This is a genomic window from Flavobacterium erigeronis (genome assembly GCF_054075165.1).
In genome coordinates, this window is record NZ_JBSKGP010000010.1 from 85,327 (window position 1) to 103,761 (window position 18,435).

At 34.5% G+C, this 18,435-nt stretch carries 11 protein-coding genes; all 11 read left to right on the plus strand.

Annotated features, from left to right (window positions below):
- Nucleotides 1–95: 95 nt before the first annotated feature.
- The 11 genes from ACWA1F_RS19165 to ACWA1F_RS19215 all read left to right on the plus strand — a co-directional run bounded on the left by ACWA1F_RS19165 (nucleotide 96) and on the right by ACWA1F_RS19215 (nucleotide 18,128).
- Nucleotides 96–689 (plus strand): RNA polymerase sigma factor, encoded by a 594-nt coding sequence (locus ACWA1F_RS19165; RefSeq protein WP_456896007.1) that lies wholly within the window; start codon nucleotides 96–98, stop codon nucleotides 687–689.
- A 157-nt stretch (nucleotides 690–846) separates the two neighbouring features.
- Nucleotides 847–1,995: a FecR family protein gene (locus ACWA1F_RS19170; RefSeq protein ID WP_456896009.1), complete on the plus strand. Its 1,149-nt coding sequence runs from the start codon at nucleotides 847–849 to the stop codon at nucleotides 1,993–1,995.
- A 172-nt stretch (nucleotides 1,996–2,167) separates the two neighbouring features.
- Nucleotides 2,168–5,488, plus strand: a complete 3,321-nt coding sequence (locus ACWA1F_RS19175) for a SusC/RagA family TonB-linked outer membrane protein (RefSeq protein ID WP_456896011.1) — start codon at nucleotides 2,168–2,170, stop codon at nucleotides 5,486–5,488.
- Between the two features lie 5 nt (nucleotides 5,489–5,493).
- The gene (locus ACWA1F_RS19180) at nucleotides 5,494–6,939 is read left to right on the plus strand and encodes a RagB/SusD family nutrient uptake outer membrane protein (RefSeq protein WP_456896013.1); all 1,446 of its coding nucleotides are present in this window, start codon (nucleotides 5,494–5,496) and stop codon (nucleotides 6,937–6,939) included.
- Between the two features lie 15 nt (nucleotides 6,940–6,954).
- A complete protein-coding gene (locus tag ACWA1F_RS19185; protein WP_456896015.1) occupies nucleotides 6,955–7,725 on the plus strand; it encodes a DUF4843 domain-containing protein in 771 nt (256 codons plus the stop codon).
- A 34-nt stretch (nucleotides 7,726–7,759) separates the two neighbouring features.
- A complete protein-coding gene (locus ACWA1F_RS19190; protein ID WP_456896017.1) occupies nucleotides 7,760–9,280 on the plus strand; it encodes a PKD-like family lipoprotein in 1,521 nt (506 codons plus the stop codon).
- A gap of 64 nt (nucleotides 9,281–9,344) precedes the next feature.
- A complete protein-coding gene (locus ACWA1F_RS19195) occupies nucleotides 9,345–10,220 on the plus strand; it encodes a thioredoxin family protein (protein ID WP_456896019.1) in 876 nt (291 codons plus the stop codon).
- A gap of 6 nt (nucleotides 10,221–10,226) precedes the next feature.
- Nucleotides 10,227–11,705: a retropepsin-like aspartic protease gene (locus ACWA1F_RS19200; protein ID WP_456896021.1), complete on the plus strand. Its 1,479-nt coding sequence runs from the start codon at nucleotides 10,227–10,229 to the stop codon at nucleotides 11,703–11,705.
- A gap of 28 nt (nucleotides 11,706–11,733) precedes the next feature.
- Nucleotides 11,734–13,116, plus strand: coding sequence for a TlpA family protein disulfide reductase (locus tag ACWA1F_RS19205; RefSeq protein ID WP_456896023.1), 1,383 nt, complete (start codon nucleotides 11,734–11,736; stop codon nucleotides 13,114–13,116).
- 13 nt (nucleotides 13,117–13,129) lie between these two features.
- On the plus strand, nucleotides 13,130–15,946 hold the full coding sequence (locus tag ACWA1F_RS19210) for a M16 family metallopeptidase (RefSeq protein WP_456896025.1): 2,817 nt from the start codon (nucleotides 13,130–13,132) through the stop codon (nucleotides 15,944–15,946).
- Between the two features lie 139 nt (nucleotides 15,947–16,085).
- Nucleotides 16,086–18,128, plus strand: a complete 2,043-nt coding sequence (locus ACWA1F_RS19215; protein WP_456896027.1) for a protein-disulfide reductase DsbD family protein — start codon at nucleotides 16,086–16,088, stop codon at nucleotides 18,126–18,128.
- The last annotated feature ends 307 nt before the right edge of the window (nucleotides 18,129–18,435 follow it).

The following is an 18,435-nucleotide window of genomic DNA, read 5'->3' on the forward strand; positions in this document are numbered from 1 at the left end:
CTAATTATAAAACTCTGATGATTAGAGCAAATTAGGATTATTAACGGAATTTATTAAGTTTGTTGCGAATTATTCAATTCTTTAAAAAACCATCATTGCCAAATTCCATCTTAAATCAGGATCAAGTTTTAATCGATCGTCTTCGCGACGGCGATGAATCGGCATTGACAGAATTGTATAATAAATTTTGGCAGGCACTTTTTATGTCGGCTTACAATGTGATTAAAGACAAAGAATTGTGCGAAGATATTATTCAGGATATTTTCATGAACATTTGGCACAATCGCGAAAAAATCGAAATTCATATTTCGCTGAAAGGATATATGTATGCTTGTGCAAGATATCAGGTTTTTAATCATTTAAGAAAAAACAAAGACAAAGTTCATGTGGAGCTTTTTGACGATTTAGAAAAACGTTTTTTAGCTACAACCCCAGAAACGCAGCTTATGCACGACGAATTGGTGCAACAGCTGAATTTAATTATTGAATCGCTTCCAGAAAAATGTCAGGCCGTTTATAAATTAAGCCGTGAAGAACAGCTGAGTCATAAAGAAATTGCCGAACGACTTAATATTTCTACCAAAACTGTCGAAAATCATATTACAAAAGCGCTGCATACCATTCGATCTTCTATGGGCGAAAGTATGAGCATGGCGATGATTTTATGGCTTTCAAAAAATATCTTTTAGCAAAAATAAAATACAGTGAAGGGGTTGATGATGTTTGGTTTTTTCTTCTTTTTTAATTGCTTTTCAAAAAAAATCAAAAAAAATTACCATTTGGACTAGGGGGAACATTCCTTTTTGGTTACTTACCTTATATACTCCCGAAATAATACAATAAAAAATGAAAAAAGAGGATTTCTTACTGTTACTAAATAGATATCTTTCCGGTGATACGAATCTCGAGGAGAATAATAAATTATTGAATTTTTACGAAAGTTTCCAGACAGACAAAGATTGGGACGAAAACTTAGGTTCTAAAGAAGAATTGGAATTTAAAATGAGAACTCGTCTTCAAAATGCCATTCAGTCTCAAGAAACGAAAGTGTTGCCAATGCAGCCATTTTATACCAAAACGGCTTTTAAACTAGGAGCAATGGCAGCTTCATTATTATTACTGATTTCAATTTCATTAATAATTAATAAAACTAATCCGCTTAAGATTGAAACGCCGCAAGTGGCACACAAAGAAATTTTAATTGGAAGCGACAAAGCCACGCTGACTTTAGAAGACGGTTCTGTAATTGAATTGGAAAAAGGAAAATCGTATACCAAAGGAAACGCTTCTAGCAACGGAGAAAAACTGTTTTACAATTCGAATAATAAAACAGCAGCTATTGCCAATAACCTTTTAACAATTCCGAGAGGAGGTCAGTTTTTTGTACAATTAGCAGACAGCACCAAAGTTTGGCTGAATTCGGAATCGCAATTAAAATATCCAGTTGCTTTTACAGATGGCGAAATTAGGCAAGTGGAACTGGTTTACGGAGAAGCTTATTTTGAAGTATCGCCAAGCACCAAACATAAAGGTTCAAGATTTAAAGTTAAAACCCAAGAACAAAATGTTGAAGTTATCGGAACCGAATTTAATATTAAAGCTTACCGAGACGAACCTGCCATTTATACCACTCTGGTAAAAGGAGTTGTTGCTGTTAGCAATGCTGCCAAAAAACAGATTTTAACTCCAAACGAACAGTCTAAAATAACGGAGTACAACGGAAATATTGCCGTTTCTGAGGTTGATGTTTATAATGAAATTTCTTGGAGAAAAGGTTTGTTTGTTTTTAAAGGAATGCCGCTAAAAGATATTGCAAAAGTATTGTCAAGATGGTACGATGTGGATATCGTGTTTGCAGATCCTGCGCTTGGCAATGTTAAGTTTAATGGGGTTTTAAATAAAGATCAGAAACTAGAAGATATATTAACAACGATCAAGAATATTAATTTTATTAATGCCTATGAGAAAAAAGACAATAAGATTATAATCAAATAAAAAGAAAAGGGATTAAAGTTTAGACCTCTCACCGTACTGCGCTTTATCCCTTTCTGTGTATTAATCCATTAATCAGTTTTAACAACCAACCAACCAATTAACATGTAAATTTATGAAATTTAAATTAACCAGTGCCTATTTCTATTTTAGAAAGCGGCTAATTATTAACATTATGAGAACTTTTATCTTCTTGTTTTGTACTACAATTTTTGGTTTTTCTCCCGTAAATCTATTTTCACAAAACACGAAAGTTGTAATTACAGCTGATAAAACAGTATCTGTTGACGAAGTTTTTGACATCATAAAAAAACAGACCAACTATACTTTTATTTATCAGGAAGATTCATTTAAAAAATTGCCTAAAGTACATTTAAAAAAAGGAAAAATTAAAGTAAATGATTTACTGGCAGCCACTTTTACAGGTAATGATTTTGGCTTTAGTTTCGCAAACGGCAATACCATTGTTATCAAAGAAAACCGAAAACTAGAGAAGGTTTATATCATTGAAGCAAAAGATATTGAAATTAAAGGTACAGTAACCAACGAAAAAGGCGAACCGATACCAGGAGTAAATATTAAAGTAAAAGGCAGCAATGTCACAGCACAAACCGATTTCGATGGAAAATATACAATCATGGCTCCAGAAGACGGACAGATTTTATTTACGTATATAGGACATCGCGCTCAAATCATTGAAGTTAATAAAAGAAAAACGATTAATATTAAACTGCTTGAAGAAAGAAAAGAACTTGAAGGAGTTGTAGTAAATACTGGGGTTACAGTGCGTAAAAAAGAATTAATTACGGGCGCTGTAACTATTTTTAAAGGAGAAGAATTAAGGCAGATCTCGACACAAAATGCAGTTCAGGCGCTAAAATCATTAGATCCTTCTTTTATTGTTGTGAATAATAATATTGCAGGTTCAAATCCAAATATTCTGCCAACAATAGAGGTGAGAGGGCAGACGAGTTTAACAGCCAATCAGGTTGATAGCCAATTTAGAGACGACCCAAACCAGCCGTTGTTTATCTTGGATGGATTTCCAACTACTTTACAGCAGGTTGTTGATTTAGATATTAATAGAATTGCCAGCATTACTTTATTGAAAGATGCGGCTTCGACTGCATTATATGGTTCTCGTTCTGCAAATGGAGTTGTGGTTATCGAAACCAATAAACCTTTGCCAGGAAAATTGCAATTTAATTATGTTTATAATTCATCTTACGAATTAGCAGATTTAAGTGTTTATCATTTAATGAATGCAGAACAAAAGCTAGAATTCGAAAGGCTTTCGGGAGTATATACCACTTCTAATACTGCTTCTGAATTTGACTTTAAAGTACAAAAAGAATATCAAAGACGTTTGGCAGGTGTGCGCAGCGGAATCAACACCTACTGGTTAAATGAGCCAATCCAAATGGGAATCACCTCAGGACATAGTTTGAATTTTGGTGGTGGAAGTGATGAATTCCGATTCAATATCGCTGGAAATTATAAAAAGCTTACAGGAACTATGAAAGGGACTGAGCATAATACATGGGGGTACAATGCTTCTTTAACTTACAGAAAAAATAAATTGAGCATAAATGATAACTTTTTTGTTTCTGGAGGAGATAATCAAGAATCGCCGTATGGCTCTTTTGAAACTTGGGCAAAAGCAAGTCCGTATTATCCAAAATATAATGAAGATGGAATTATTACACGTTATTTGGATGGTTCTTCATTACCATTGGAAGCAAAAGATATTGTGGTAAATCAGGCTCCTAATCCGCTTTACAATGTTTTCTTAGGAAGTTATGATAAATCAAACGTCTTCAATTTTACCAATAACTTTGCTATCAATTATGACGTAAGTTCTCATATTAAAGCAACAGGAGCTTTATCGGTGTCTAGAAATAGCACGATTTCAACTGTTTTTGTATCGCCAGATGACACTAGATATATTAAAGATATTGCAACAGAAAAAGGATCGTACTTTAAAAATGAGGCAATTACTGATAAATGGAACGCTAATCTTGGCGCTACATATTCTAATGTTTTTAATAATGTCCATTCATTTAATTACACTATTAGAGCTTCTGCATTAGAAACGAGAAACAATGCTTTTGGTACGACTCTAAGAGGATTTCCATTGGGTGTTGGAGGTAATCCTGCCTTTGCTTTTGGTTACGAGCCAAATGGAAAACCTAAAGTATATACCGAGTTAATTCGAAGCGTTGATTTAACCAATCAGATCAACTATGCTTACGACAGAAAATATTTGTTTGATTTTACACAGACCATTTCGGGAGCAACCAACTTTGGAACTAATAAAAAATATTCTCCATACTGGGGTGTAGGTTTTGGATGGAATATCAACAATGAATTCAAAATGAACGAAAACATTGTGAATATTTTAAAACTTCGAGGAAATATTGGACAGACAGGAAATCAGAATTTAGTTGGTTTTGCTTCTTTTGATGTTTATACTTATGATATCAATACTAATGTTTTCGGTCCTGGATTAGCCATTTCTCAATTGGCAAATCCTAATTTGGAAGCGCAAAAAACCAAAGACTTATCAGTTGGATTAGACTTAGGAATGTTCAGAAACCGACTTACTGCAACATTGGGTGCTTACAGACGTAAAACTTCTCCGCAAATTGTGGCTATCGACATGGCAGCTTCAACAGGAGTAAATTCATATCCTTTAAATATTGGTTATTTAACAACAGAAGGGATAGAATGGAAAGTGAGCTACAACTTTATTTATGACCTCCAAAAGAATTTTATCTGGGGTATTGGCATAATGGGAGCTTCGGGAGACAATAAATTAGGAGGTTTTAATAATGCTCTTTCTTCTCTGAATGAAGCGGCCCAAAAAACAACAAGTCTTACACGTTTTTATGATGGGGCAAGCAGTAATGATCTTTGGGCTGTTCCTTCACTAGGAATTGATCCTGCAACAGGAAGAGAGGTCTTCTTGAAGAAAAATGGACAAACAACTTTTACATTAGATAAAAAAGACGAGGTGGTAATGGGGAATTCAAGAGAAATTGCTACTGGAGTTGTTTCGACAAACGTGACCTATAAAGGTTTCAGTTTCGGATTATTTGTACGATACAGTTTCGGTGCAGAAAGATTTAACAGTGCCTTATACAATAAAGTAGAAAATATTTCGAAGGATAATATTTTTGATAATCAAGATGCAAGAGCTTTTACAGATCGTTGGACAACACCAGGACAAATAGCACAGTTTAAAGCTATTGGCTTGACAAATAATACTCCAATTTCTTCTCGTTTTATTCAAAAAGACGATTATATAGCAGGAGAATCTATTCGCTTAGGATATCGAGTAACCGATAGAGCTTGGTTAAAAAGAGCAGGATTAACAGGATTAGGATTTAATGCTATTGCAAACGAATTTTTCCTAGTGTCTTCTATGAAAGCAGAACGCGGCATCGATTATCCTTTTTCAAGAATTTATTCACTTAATCTAAACTTATCATTTTAATTAGTATGAAAAAGTATATATATAAAATTTCATTCCTTTTTCTAGTATCTCTTGCAGCTGTTGGCTGTAGTGATTTTCTAGATGTGGTGCCTCAGGATAAAATCTTAGAATCACAGATGTACAGTTCAGAAACAGGAGTTCAGAATGTGCACAATGGACTTTACCTGCAATTGGCTTCAAATAATCTTTATGGTAAACAGCTGACTATGGATGCCGTTGAGATTTTGGCGCAGCAGTATAATATACCGTCAAATCATGACAAATATACTATGGCAACATATGCCTATGCTGAAAAAACACCTAAAGCGACTTTTACAAGTATTTGGGAAACAGCATTTACAACCATTTTATCAGCTAATAAATTTCTGGAAAGCATAGAAGAACATGCTGGTGTAATTTCCACAGAAAAAGCGGATATGCTAAAAGGCGAAGCGATTGCGATTCGTGCTATGCTTCACTTTGATATGCTGCGTCTTTATGGTCCTATTTACAAAGTCGCTCCTACTGATCCAGGAATACCTTACTATGATAGATATGTCACAACAAATAATCCAATTCTTCCAGCAAAAGATGTCATTGCAAAGGTGCTTGCAGATCTTGATCAGGCTTTAGCTCTGTTAGCAAATGACCCTATTTTGATCACAGGAAAGTATACAGGATCGGGAGCATTTGGTGGTAATCCGTATTATTCTGTAAACAGAGGAAATAGAATGAATTATTTGGCAGTAAAATGCTTAAAGGCACGTGTTCTATTATATTCTGGAGATAAAACAGGCGCTTCTGCTGTTGCAAATGAAGTAATCAATTTTACAAATACAAATACACTTTTTCCTTGGACAGCTTTTCTAGACGCGACAAATTCAGCAAATCCTGACCGTATTTTTTCTTCAGAAAACTTCTTTGCTTTAAGCGATTATACTTTATATACCAAACAAAAAGATTTGTTTGATTCTAGTCTGGATGATCGTAAAATATATTCTCCGTTATTGTCTAGAATCAACGCAGTTTTCGAATCGAATGATAACGATTATAGAAGTCTTCCAAGCTGGAAAATTCCAATTGTTGGAGGAAAAACTCAGAAAACATTCTTTAAATATGAAGATGTTAGTGAGAAGACTAAAGTGTTTCGTTTGCAGATTCCAATGTTCAAACTTTCAGAAATGTATTTAATCGCAGCCGAAACTTCAACAGTTTCTGCAACTGGAATTTCTTACTTGAATACGCTTCGCTTTAACAGAGGTCTTGGGAATTTAGCGGCAACAGCGGTTTTAGCAACCGAAGTTACAAAAGAATACCGAAAAGAATTTATCGGAGAAGGGCAGTTGTTTTTCTATTACAAAAGACTCAACTCTACAGCTATTCCAAACGGTTCTGCAGCATCAGGAAACTTAACGATGAATGCTACTCAATATGTAGTGCCTTTACCAGATTCTGAAATTAACTTTCAATAATTTAAAAGATTAAATATGAATAAGATATTGATTTTAAGTATAATCTTCGTTTCTTTTTTAGGATTTACATCTTGCGAGAAAGAAGAAATCGAAACATACCAAGATACTGATAACATTTATTTTTCTAATGCTTTATATGCTCCCAACGGAATTAGTGAGCCTGTTCGCGATAGTACAGGTTTTAGTTTCAGTTTAGACAAGCCAGCTATTACAGGAAGAATTTTCAAAATTCCAATTAGGGTTCAAGGGAACCTAAGTGATGTAGACAGAAAAGTAAAACTTACTGTAGATCCGTCAAGTACAGCGATTGAAGGAACGCATTTTTCTCTTCCTAAAGAAATTTATCTTCATGCAGGAAAACATGTTGACACGGTTGATGTTACTTTTTTTAGAACTCCAGATATGAAAACCAATCAATATACACTGGTTTTAAATCTTGAAGAAAATGAATGGTTTACCACAAAAATGCAGACAAAAGTGGTGAATTCTATTACAGGGAAGACCATGAGTTTTATTCGAACTCAAATAACTTTCGATGATAAATTAACACAGCCTCCTGGATGGTTTGCCGCTTATTTGGGTGTTTTTACTGCCAAAAAATTCTTTTTAATGTGTGAGCTCATGGACTTAGAGCCAGAGATGTTTGCCCAGAAATTGGGTTCTCCTGGATTAACGGTTCCAGATGTTACATATTATCAAAATTTTATGAAACGTTACTTAGCCGATCAGAAGAAATCTGGAAATATAATCTACGAAGAAGATGGCACAGAAATGTTCCTTCCATAAATTATCAAATTCATTTCATATAAAACATATTAAAATGATTAAAAAGATACAAATTATTAACGCTGTGATGCTCCTATTGATCTTAGCGAGCAGCTGCGTAAGCGACGAAGGCAATTACAATTACACTGATATTAATACCTTAAATGTAACGGGTATCGAAAATGAGTATACTGTTTATACTGGAGAAAGTTTTAAAGTATCTCCAAATTTGAATCCTACTAAAGATGATGGGGCTGATCCTAATCGCTATACATTTGAATGGGTTGCATTAAAGGGAACTAGAACTGTTATAGGGACAAAAAAAGATTTTGATGATTTTATAAAATTGTCACCTGGTCAGTACAAGATTTATTACCTCATTACAGATCACGTTACTGGAGTTACTTGGCAAACAGAATATTTAGTTACTGATAAAGTTACTGGAGTTACAAAGAAACAGGATTATTTTACGCTAAATGTAGTTTCGGCTATTTATGAAGGTTGGCTAGTCGTTGGTGATGTTGATGGTAAAGCAAGATTAGATATGGTTTCTATAATACCAAATGGGACTACACGTATTATTACTGATGTTTTAGACGCTGCAGGTTCAGCTCTAAAATTAAGCGGTAAAGCTGTGGATGTAGAATGTTTTGGATCAGCCCTTGCCACTTCTACTGCTTATGGAATTTATGTTACCTCTACAGAAACTGGTACAACAAGATTAGAGCCTGATTCTTTTGCGTGGACGCAATCTCAAAATATTGCTTACGAAAGTGTCGGCGGTGCTTTTGATACCAATTTTGGCGTTGATTTTATGAAATCAGCTAGTCCTGCGGAAAATCTTATTTATAGTAAAGGAAATGTGTATAGCTATGTAAAAGTGCAGCAAGTTAGATATGGTTTGCCTAATAATATTTTGGATACAGAAACCAAACCATTTTATGCGGCACCCTTTATAGCCGATAACCAAGGGTACGGAGGTCCGCCAGTTTTATTTGATAAAAATTTGCGTCGCTTTGTTCGTATGAATGTAGTAAAAGGAAATTGTTCTATAATGCCTCCAGTTGCTGGCTCTACAACTGTTTTAGATTGGAATAATACCAACTGCGATTTAGTGTTTATGACAACGTCTGCATATAATTCTTTTGAAAATTTTGCAGTTTTAAAGAATGTTACAACAGGTAAATACCATTTATTGCGATTCAATAAAGCTTTGGCGCAGACCTATTATAAAGAAATCTTGAATGCGCCAGATTTTGATAAAGCCACAAAATTTGCTGTAAGCCCAGATTCTGGTTACTTATTCTATGCAGTTGGAGGAAAATTATACGAGTATGATAATGGAACTCAGTCTGCAAAATTAATGCTAGACAAAGGCAGTGAAGAAATCACTTTTCTAGATTGCAATGCAAGAGCCAATAAATTGTACAATAAAAAATTAATTGTTGGAAGCTACAATGGCTCGTCAGGAAAATTAGAATTATTTACTGTTCCTCCTGTCAATGGAAATTTGGTACTTGATTATAGTTATTCAGGTTTGTGTAAAATTGTTGATGTTGCATACCGAGCGAGATAATTAAAAATTGTTAAATCAAAGCCGAATGAATTCTCAAAATTCATTTGGCTAAAAACCACATTTTATGAAACGTTTTTTTAAAATCGCAAGTGCAGTTTTGCTGCTTGCCTGTCCTTCTATTGCCTTAAAAGCACAAGCACAATCAACAGATTCTGCTTGGGAAAATGTTAAAAAACAAGCCGCTGCAGAGAAGAAATTAATTTTTGTCGACTTGTACTTTACGGGTTGTATGCCGTGCGCACAAATGGACAAAGAGGTATTTCCAGATCCGAAGGTGGCAGCGCTTTTAAATGCCGATTTTGTCACTTTTAAATCGGATATTTTGAAAGAAGAAATCGGAAAAAAATTGTGCATGAAATATGGCGTGACTGGATTTCCAACTTTCTTATTTATGAATGCTGAAGGTAAGGTAATTGATATTGCAGGCGGTTTTCAAAGCGTGGAGCAATTTACAGCTTTGCTTCAAAACGCAAAAAGTCAGGCTGAGAAAGCAAAATTTAAAAAGTACAGCATCACAATTAACGAAAAAGATTATCCTGATTTTTATGTGCAGGCGTATATGGCAAACAAAAGAAATGTTCCTTTTGAAACCGTTGATGCTTACCTAAAAGCACAGCCTTCATTAATGGCAGAAGTTCCTTTTGTAATAATTTCAGGATTAAGAATTGGGCGCCAGTACGATGATTTTTATTTAAAAAATGCACAGCAACTTTATAAGGATTACGGTTCTTCAAGTGTAAATATTCATGTTTTTAATATTTTGAGAAGCAAAAGAAAAGAGTTTGAAAAAACGAAAGATCTGGCTTCTTTTAAAAGGCTTTTAGAAGAAATGAAATCCCTTTATACTACAGAAGAATGGACAAAATATGAAGGCATTCTGCTAAAAGATTTTGGTGTAGAAAAATCTGCAGCAAGCAATCCGTACACTTTACAAAAGTAATTACAAATGAAAAAAATAGCAGTCTTGTTACTGACGATTTTCTGTTGTTCCCTTTACGGACAGAAAAATAATGTCCGCCAATGTATAAAAACATTTGAGCAAGCTTTTCAGCAAAAGAATTATAGCAGTATAAAAAATCTTTTGGCACCTGAATTTACAGTCGGTGTTGGAGATTCTTCGTCAAACGAATTTTATCTGAACGGAATTATGAACGCCTTTCCGGTTCTGGATTCTATTCAAATTGGAAAATCTGTCGAAATTAAAAAGGAAACTTTTGTTCTGGCCGATTTTTGTTTTAAAGGAAAAGAAAAAAAAACGACTCAATTCGTTTTCAATTCTGAAAATAAAATTTTGTACGTAACATTTTTTGATGGATTATATAAAGTGGATCGACATGCCGCAGTGAAAGAAGTTGCTAGCATTCCGTTTGAAATTATCGAAAATGGAATTGCCATTAAAATAAAACTGAACAAATCGGATCGTGAATTTTTAATGCAGTTTGATACTGGTGCCGACGGTATGGCTTTAAATCCCGATAGTGCTTACAAAGCGGGTGTTGTCGTTACTAAAACAAAATCTGCAGGTGTTGTCGGCGGTACTCAGCAAGTGCAGTATTCGGCAGACAATACGATCTATATTGGCGATCAGGTTCTTAAAAATCAAGCATTGGTTATTTTTCCAAAACATGGTGTTTACGACGGACTTTTTGGTGCCAATCTGCTTCGAAACTTTATCACTTCGGTCAATTTTGATACGATGACGATTGATTTGTACAATTTCGGAAATTTCAATTATTGGGGAAAAGCAAAACCTTTTGTTTTCGATTATAAATCGGGACTTCCAGTTGTAAAAATGAATCTGACTTTTGAAGATAAAAAAACAGTCGAAGGCAATTTTACTTTTGATACGGGCGCAGGCTACGATCTGATTGCTTACGGCCCTTTCAATCATAAAAATAATCTCGAAGCAAGTTTAAAAACAGAATATACTTCGATCAATCACAGTTTAGGAAAACAAACCAAAATTGTCGGCGGTACTATTCCGAATATTGCCATTAACGGAAATAATTTTCCAAACGTAACAATTGCTTTGCAGGAATATGACGAAGAAAATAAAAACTGGGCCGCTTTTGCCGACGGCTCACTCGGAATCGATTTAATCAAGCGTTTCAATTTTACAATCGATCTTTTGCATAAAACGGTGTATCTGGAACCCAATAAAAATTTCAAAAAGCTTTCTTCTTTTTATTTAAGTGGTTTAGAATTGGATTTTGATGAAAACCAAAACCTATTTGTAAAACGAATTTTAGATCATGAAAATAAATATTTACAGCAAGTGAAAATCGGAGCCAAAGTAGTACAGATTAACGATTTTGAAGCCAAAGATTTAGTAAATCCAGAAAACCTTAAAAAGCTAAAGTCAACAAAAGAAACCAAAGATTTTATTATCGAGCAAGGCGATCAGTCTATGCAAATTTCAATATAAGCTATCAATCAAAAAACAAGAAAATAATATGAAAAAACACATTTTACATTTCATTTTGACCTTTATTACGGTTCAAATGAGTTTTGCCGCCAATCTTTCTGAATATGCAGTAATTAGAGGAACAATTTCAATCCCCGATCTTAAAGCGAAAGAAGTAACGCTTTATAATGTTGAAGAAGGAAAGCCAGCGGTAGCTGCGACGGCTAAAATCAATACGTCTGGGGAGTTTGGTTTTATGGTGCCAGTTTCAGCAGCTGGTTTTTATTACGTAGATTATGGTCAAATGAAAAGCAGAAATCAATTAATTCGTTTGTATTTAGAACCAAAATTAGACATTAGCCTTTCCATCAATAAAGAAAATTATGTTTTAAGTGGAAAGAATGTAGGGCAAAATGCGTTAGTTCAAAAAGCAAATGAAATCTACAACGAATTTGCACCGTTTTCAAGACTTGGTGAAAATGTAACCTATGTAGAGTTTTATCCGTTTATTGACAAAGGTGTGGCAAAAGCCGAAGAATTTTCGAAATCCATTAAAACGAAAGATGCTGCATTCAATAAATTATTAAAATTAGCTGTTGCAACAGATGTTGAAGAATTGACGTATACTTTTTTCAGAATGCCAAGAACAGCATTTCCAGATAAAAATGACCGTCCAGCAGTTATAAAAACTTGGGAAACAGATCAAAAGTTTACAGATCCAGACTTATTAAAACTGCAAAATGGCGTTTCTTTAATGTCAAATTACTTTTTCTACATTAGTATGAACAGCACTGCGCCTGCAAAGCGTTTAGATATGGTAGAATCATTAAATCATATTACAGATCCAGCGTTAAAAGATGTTTATCTTCGTGATGCAGTGGCAACTTCTAGAATGAAAATAGAAGAATACGAAAAAATTGCCCCAAGCATCAAACCATTTATGATTTCTGAGGCGAGTAAAGCATTTTTACTAGAATATGAAAAAGTATTGCACAAAAATGTCGGACAAAAAGGTTTAGATTTTACCTATAAAGATATAAATGACAAACCAGTTTCTTTTTCAGATTTCAAAGGTAAATTTGTATACATCGATTTATGGGCAACTTGGTGCGGACCATGTAAGGCTGAAATTCCGCACATGAAAAAAATCGAAGAAGATTATCACGGAAAAAATATTGTTTTTGTGAGTCTTTCGTTAGATAAAGCAAAAGATGCTCAAAAATGGAAAGATTTTGTAACCAAACAAGAGTTAAAAGGAATTCAGTTAATGGCAGATAAAGATTTTGGTTCTGATGTGGCTAAAAACTACGATGTCAATGCGATTCCGAGATTTTTATTGTTTGATACAAAAGGAAATATTATTAATGCCGATGCACTTCGCCCTTCAAATCCGGAATTGAGAGTGCAGCTGGACAAATTATTGAAAAGCTAAAAAAATATATTTTATGTGGTGCAGCAAAAAAATATTCATTTTACTGTTTATCGCGGGAGTTTTTTCTTCCGCGAAAGCGCAAAATTTTAAATCGACTGATCCAATTGCGGTCAATCAGAAAATAAAAAAAGGAGTTCTGCCAAACGGAATGACGTATTATATTTATCCGACAGAAGTCAATAAAAATACGGCAAGTTATTACATTATTCAGAATGTAGGTTCGATTTTAGAAAACGATCAACAGAAAGGTTTGGCGCATTTTCTGGAACACATGGCGTTTAACGGAACCAAACATTTTGAAGGAAAAGGCATTTTGAATACGCTTCAGAAACAAGGAGCCGTTTTCGGGAAAAACATCAATGCCTATACGAGTACAGACGAAACGGTTTACAACTTAGACAATATTCCGTCAAAAGATGGTGGAGTAGTAGATACTTGTTTATTGGTTCTGCACGATTGGTCTAATTTCTTATCGCTTACAGATGCAGAAATCGATGCCGAGCGCGGTGTAATTACTGAAGAATGGCGTACGAGACAAAATGCCCGTGCGAGAATTTACAATCAGTTGGCGCCTTATTATTACAACAATTCGCTTTACGCAGACCGTATGCCGATTGGTGATATGGATATTGTAAAAAACTTTAAATATCAGGTTTTAAAAGATTTTTATAAAGATTGGTATCGTCCAGATTTGCAGGCAATCGCCATTGTTGGAGATATTAATGCAGACGAAATTGAAGCAAAAATCAAGAAACTTTTTGCTGATATTCCGACGCCTCAAAACCCGAAAAAACGTTTTGAAATTGCGATTCCAGATCGAGCAGAACCAACTTTTAAATTGGCTTTGGACAAAGAAATTTCGGCTTCTGGAATTAGTTTTATGATTCGCCATGCGGCTGAAAAACCAACAAATAACTACGCCGAATTAGAAAAATCGACGCAAAGAAGTATTGCGTTTTCGATTCTGAATAATCGTTTGGCAGAAATGGCACAGAAACAAGAATGCCCTTTTAAAAGTGCTCAAATTGGCTATCAAAATTATTCTCGATTAAATGATATCTGGATTTTAAGCGTTTCGCCAAAACCAGAAAAACAGGCCGAAGCTTTTGCAATGGTAGTGAACGAATGGGTGAGAGCGTATAAATTTGGTTTTTCTAAAGGAGAAATCGAACGCGCCGTTACAGAAACTATTTCAGGATACGAAAACTACTTAGACAAACTAAACGAGATTTCGCACAAACAAGTAATCGGAATGGTAAAAGACGATTATTTGAACCACGAAGTAATTGCTGATCCTAAGGCAGAATTTGAAATGACAAAAAGCATTTTGAAAAACTTGGATTCTAAAATTCTTCAGGAACAAATCAGCAAATTATACACTTCTCAAAACCGAGTTGTTGCTGTTACTGGAGTTGAAGGAGAGGCAAATTTAACTCAGGAAAAAGCTTTTGCTATTATTCAGAAAGCAGAAAACGATGCTTCGCTACAGCCTTATGTCGATACTTTTGAAGGAAAAACACTTTTAGGAAATCTAAAAATTGTTCCAGGAAAAATTGTGTCTGAGAAAAAAGAAACTACTATCGATGCCACAACTTTTGTACTTAGCAATGGCGTAAAAGTGCATTATAAATTTGCTGATAAAAATAAGAAACAGGTAAATCTAGAAGCCGAAAGTTTTGGAGGAATGTCTTTGTATAAAACAGAAGATTTGCCTTCAGTATATCGTTCTACCAGTTTGGCAATGATGTCTGGAGTTGGCGAACTTTCTAATGTTGATTTGGAAAAGGTTTTAAAAGGAAAAATTGCAAATTCTTATGTTACCATCAATTCTTTAACAGAGCAGGTAACTGGTTCTGCCAACGTAAAAGATATTGAAACCATGATGGAATTGGTGCATTTACGTTTTGTACAGCCAAGATTTGATGTTCAGATGTACGATCTTTTAAAGCAAAGACTTCAAAATTCTTTGAAAAATAGAGAAAATGATATCAATGCCAAGATGCAAGACAGTATGTCTAATATTGTTTACGGAAAAAACAATCCTAAAATCCGTCAGCTGAATCAAAAGTATATTGATGATTTATCTTTTGAAAAAATGAAAGCGATTTACACCGATCGTTTTGCAGATGTATCCAACTTTGAATTTTATATTGTTGGAGATGTTACGCCAGAAGTTTTAAAACCATTATTAGAAAAATATATTGCGAGTATAAAAGGTGTTAAGCGAAAAGAAACCTTTAGTAAAGATTATCCAAAATGGATATCAACAAAAATTGACCGAGATGTTTTTATTAAAATGGAAACGCCTAAAAGTTCGGTTAATATTGTTTTCTTAAAAGACTATGCTTACTCACAAAAAAATAGAATTTTAAATTCTTATCTAGGCGACATTCTAACGTTGCGTTATACAGAAAGTCTTCGCGAAAAAGAAGGAGGAACTTATGGTGCGCACGTTAAAGGAGGATTGGATAAAGATCCTGTTTCAAAAGCACGAGTAGAAATTACCTTTGATTGTGATGCTGATAAAGTGGAGCATTTACTACCAATTGTGTATCAGGAAATTGATAAAATCAAAAAAGGAGAAATCGCTGCAGAAGATATCGAAAAAACCAGAACCAATTATTTGAAATCAAGAGAAGACAGCAAAAACTTCAATAGTTATAGCATGAGCGTACTTTCTAATTATTTTGAAGAAGGCTATAACATGAATGATCCTAAAAATTTTGAGGATATTGTAAAAAGCATTTCTGCGAAAGATATTCAGGAATTCGCCATTTCATTATTTGAAAAAGCAGATTCTTATGAAATAGTTTTCAAACCACTAAAATAATCTGACCCCTTTTTATTAGAGTTTAATTTGTGTTTCCCTATCAAATAAAATTTTGAATTAGTAAGCAATTTAGTTTGTATAGCGGATTACTTAGAGGGTTGTTTTTTGCTATTCAACCCTCTTTTTTAAAAATTTTCCCATGAAAAAAAATATTTTTTTACTGGGCTTTTTCCTGCTGTTTTCCATATTCGTAAAGGCTCAGATCTATAATCCCATAAAATGGAAAACCAGTGTCGAGAAAATTTCTGATACTGAATACGAATTGCAGGCAAAAGCCATTATAGAATCGGGCTGGCATTTATACAGTCAGGAAGTTTCAGACGGAGGTCCGATTCCTACTCATTTTAATTTTATCAAAAGTGCCGATTTTCAGTTAACAGATGCTGTAAAAGAAGAAAAAGGAAAAACGATCAATGATCCTGTTTTCAAAATGCAGATTAAGTTTTTTGAGAAAGAAACCACTTTTAGACAGCGTATAAAAATACTTTCATCAAAACCGTTCAAAATCAATGCTGAAGTTGAATTTATGGTTTGTAATGACGAAAACTGTCTTCCGCCAAGTTCAGACGAATTGGAGTTTATGATTAGCCCTTCCGCGAAAGCGAAAACTTTAATTGAAACTGCTGTAAAAGAAGAAAATAAAACGGTTGAAATAGATTCTGCTATTATCGAAACAAAACCGCAAAAAGCAGCAATTGTTCCTGTAGAAGCGGTAAAAACGCCAAAAAAAGAACTAAAAAAAGCAAAATCTGAAACCGAATCCAAAAGTTTGTGGACGATTTTTTTATTATCATTTTTCTCTGGATTTGCGGCTTTACTAACGCCTTGTGTTTTCCCAATGATCCCAATGACGGTGAGTTTTTTTACCAAGCAAAGCAAAACAAAATCACAGGGAATTAGAAAAGCCGTTTTTTACGGAATCGCAATTATTGCCATTTATATCTTTTTGGGAGCGGTTGTAACTTGGGCTTTTGGAGCAGATTCTCTCAATGCGCTTTCGACAAACGTTTGGTTTAATTTGATCTTTTTTGTCCTTTTAATGGTTTTTGCTTTTTCGTTTTTAGGAGCATTCGAAATTATGCTTCCAAATGCGTGGGCCAACAAAGTCGATTCGCAAGCAGACAAAGGCGGAATCGTCGGAATATTGTTTATGGCATTGGCATTGGCGATTGTTTCGTTTTCTTGTACGGGACCAATTGTTGGTACATTATTAGTCGAAGCGGCTTCTCGCGGCGGAATCGCACCGTTTGTCGGAATGTTTGGTTTTTCTCTGGCTTTGGCTTTGCCGTTTACTTTATTTGCTGCGTTTCCGGGTTGGTTGAATTCATTGCCAAAATCGGGTGGCTGGCTCAATTCGGTTAAAGTATGTTTAGGATTTTTAGAAATGGCTCTGGCTTTTAAATTTCTGTCTAATGCCGATTTGGTGCTGCAATTACACTGGTTCGAAAGAGAAACATTCTTAGCAATTTGGATTGCCATTTTTGGAACATTGACTTTTTATTTGTTTGGAAAAATCCAATTACCGCATGATAGTCCGATTTCGAATTTAAGTGTTCCAAGATTAGGATTGGGCGTTTTAGTTTTGGCTTTTACGATTTATCTGATTCCCGGAATTTGGGGTGCGCCTCTTAAAATGATCAGCGGTTTTCCGCCACCAATGCATTACAGCGAAATTCCAAATGGTCTCAATAATTCTTCTTCAAAAGAAATAACGCAAAACCTGCCAGAAGGTGCAGAACTTGGTCCGCACAATATTATGGCTTTTACCGATTATGATTTAGGAATGCAATATGCCAAGAAAATCGGAAAACCAGTTATGATCGATTTTACGGGTCATGCGTGCGTAAACTGCCGTAAAATGGAAGACAACGTTTGGTCTGACGAAAAGGTGCAAAAAATCTTAAAAGGCGATTTAGTTTTAATTTCGCTGTATGTAGACGATAAAAGAGAATTGCATCCGAATGAGCAAATTACGTCTCAGATAACAGGAAAAAAATTGAAATATATTGGACAGAAATGGAGCGAATTTCAAACGCTTACTTATAAAACCAATGCACAGCCGTTTTATGTTTTAGTTAATCATAACGGAGAAGCGCTTAACGAAACGTCGGCCTATAATCCAGATGTCGAAGATTATTTGAATTGGCTCAAAAAAGGAGTTTCAAAATTTGAGAAAAGCTAAAGTTCAGGATTTGTACTTTATTTATAATTATGTTGTTAATCAAAAAGGGAATAGCTCGAAAACTATTCCCTTTTTTGTCCTAAGAATATTAAGAAAGTACAGTGTTTGGCAGAACACTAGTTTACCAACAGACATTCCTAGAAAATGCTTAAATGTTCCGCTAGGAACATTTCGTCGGTAGTTTTTTGGCCACAGATTAAAAGATTTTCACAGATTTTTTTATGTTCCGCTAGGAACATTTCATCGGTAGCAATAATTATTCAACGTTCTGTAGGAACGTTACATTTTTTTTGCATCATTTTTTAAA

What these genes read in the sequence shown, in the direction of transcription:
- ACWA1F_RS19170 (WP_456896009.1), top strand. Translation starts at nt 847, where the DNA reads ATGAAAAAAGAGGATTTCTTACTGTTACTAAATAGATATCTTTCCGGT.
- ACWA1F_RS19175 (WP_456896011.1), top strand. Translation starts at nt 2,168, where the DNA reads ATGAGAACTTTTATCTTCTTGTTTTGTACTACAATTTTTGGTTTTTCT.
- ACWA1F_RS19180 (WP_456896013.1), top strand. Translation starts at nt 5,494, where the DNA reads ATGAAAAAGTATATATATAAAATTTCATTCCTTTTTCTAGTATCTCTT.
- ACWA1F_RS19185 (WP_456896015.1), top strand. Translation starts at nt 6,955, where the DNA reads ATGAATAAGATATTGATTTTAAGTATAATCTTCGTTTCTTTTTTAGGA.
- ACWA1F_RS19190 (WP_456896017.1), top strand. Translation starts at nt 7,760, where the DNA reads ATGATTAAAAAGATACAAATTATTAACGCTGTGATGCTCCTATTGATC.
- ACWA1F_RS19195 (WP_456896019.1), top strand. Translation starts at nt 9,345, where the DNA reads ATGAAACGTTTTTTTAAAATCGCAAGTGCAGTTTTGCTGCTTGCCTGT.
- ACWA1F_RS19200 (WP_456896021.1), top strand. Translation starts at nt 10,227, where the DNA reads ATGAAAAAAATAGCAGTCTTGTTACTGACGATTTTCTGTTGTTCCCTT.
- ACWA1F_RS19205 (WP_456896023.1), top strand. Translation starts at nt 11,734, where the DNA reads ATGAAAAAACACATTTTACATTTCATTTTGACCTTTATTACGGTTCAA.
- ACWA1F_RS19210 (WP_456896025.1), top strand. Translation starts at nt 13,130, where the DNA reads ATGTGGTGCAGCAAAAAAATATTCATTTTACTGTTTATCGCGGGAGTT.
- ACWA1F_RS19215 (WP_456896027.1), top strand. Translation starts at nt 16,086, where the DNA reads ATGAAAAAAAATATTTTTTTACTGGGCTTTTTCCTGCTGTTTTCCATA.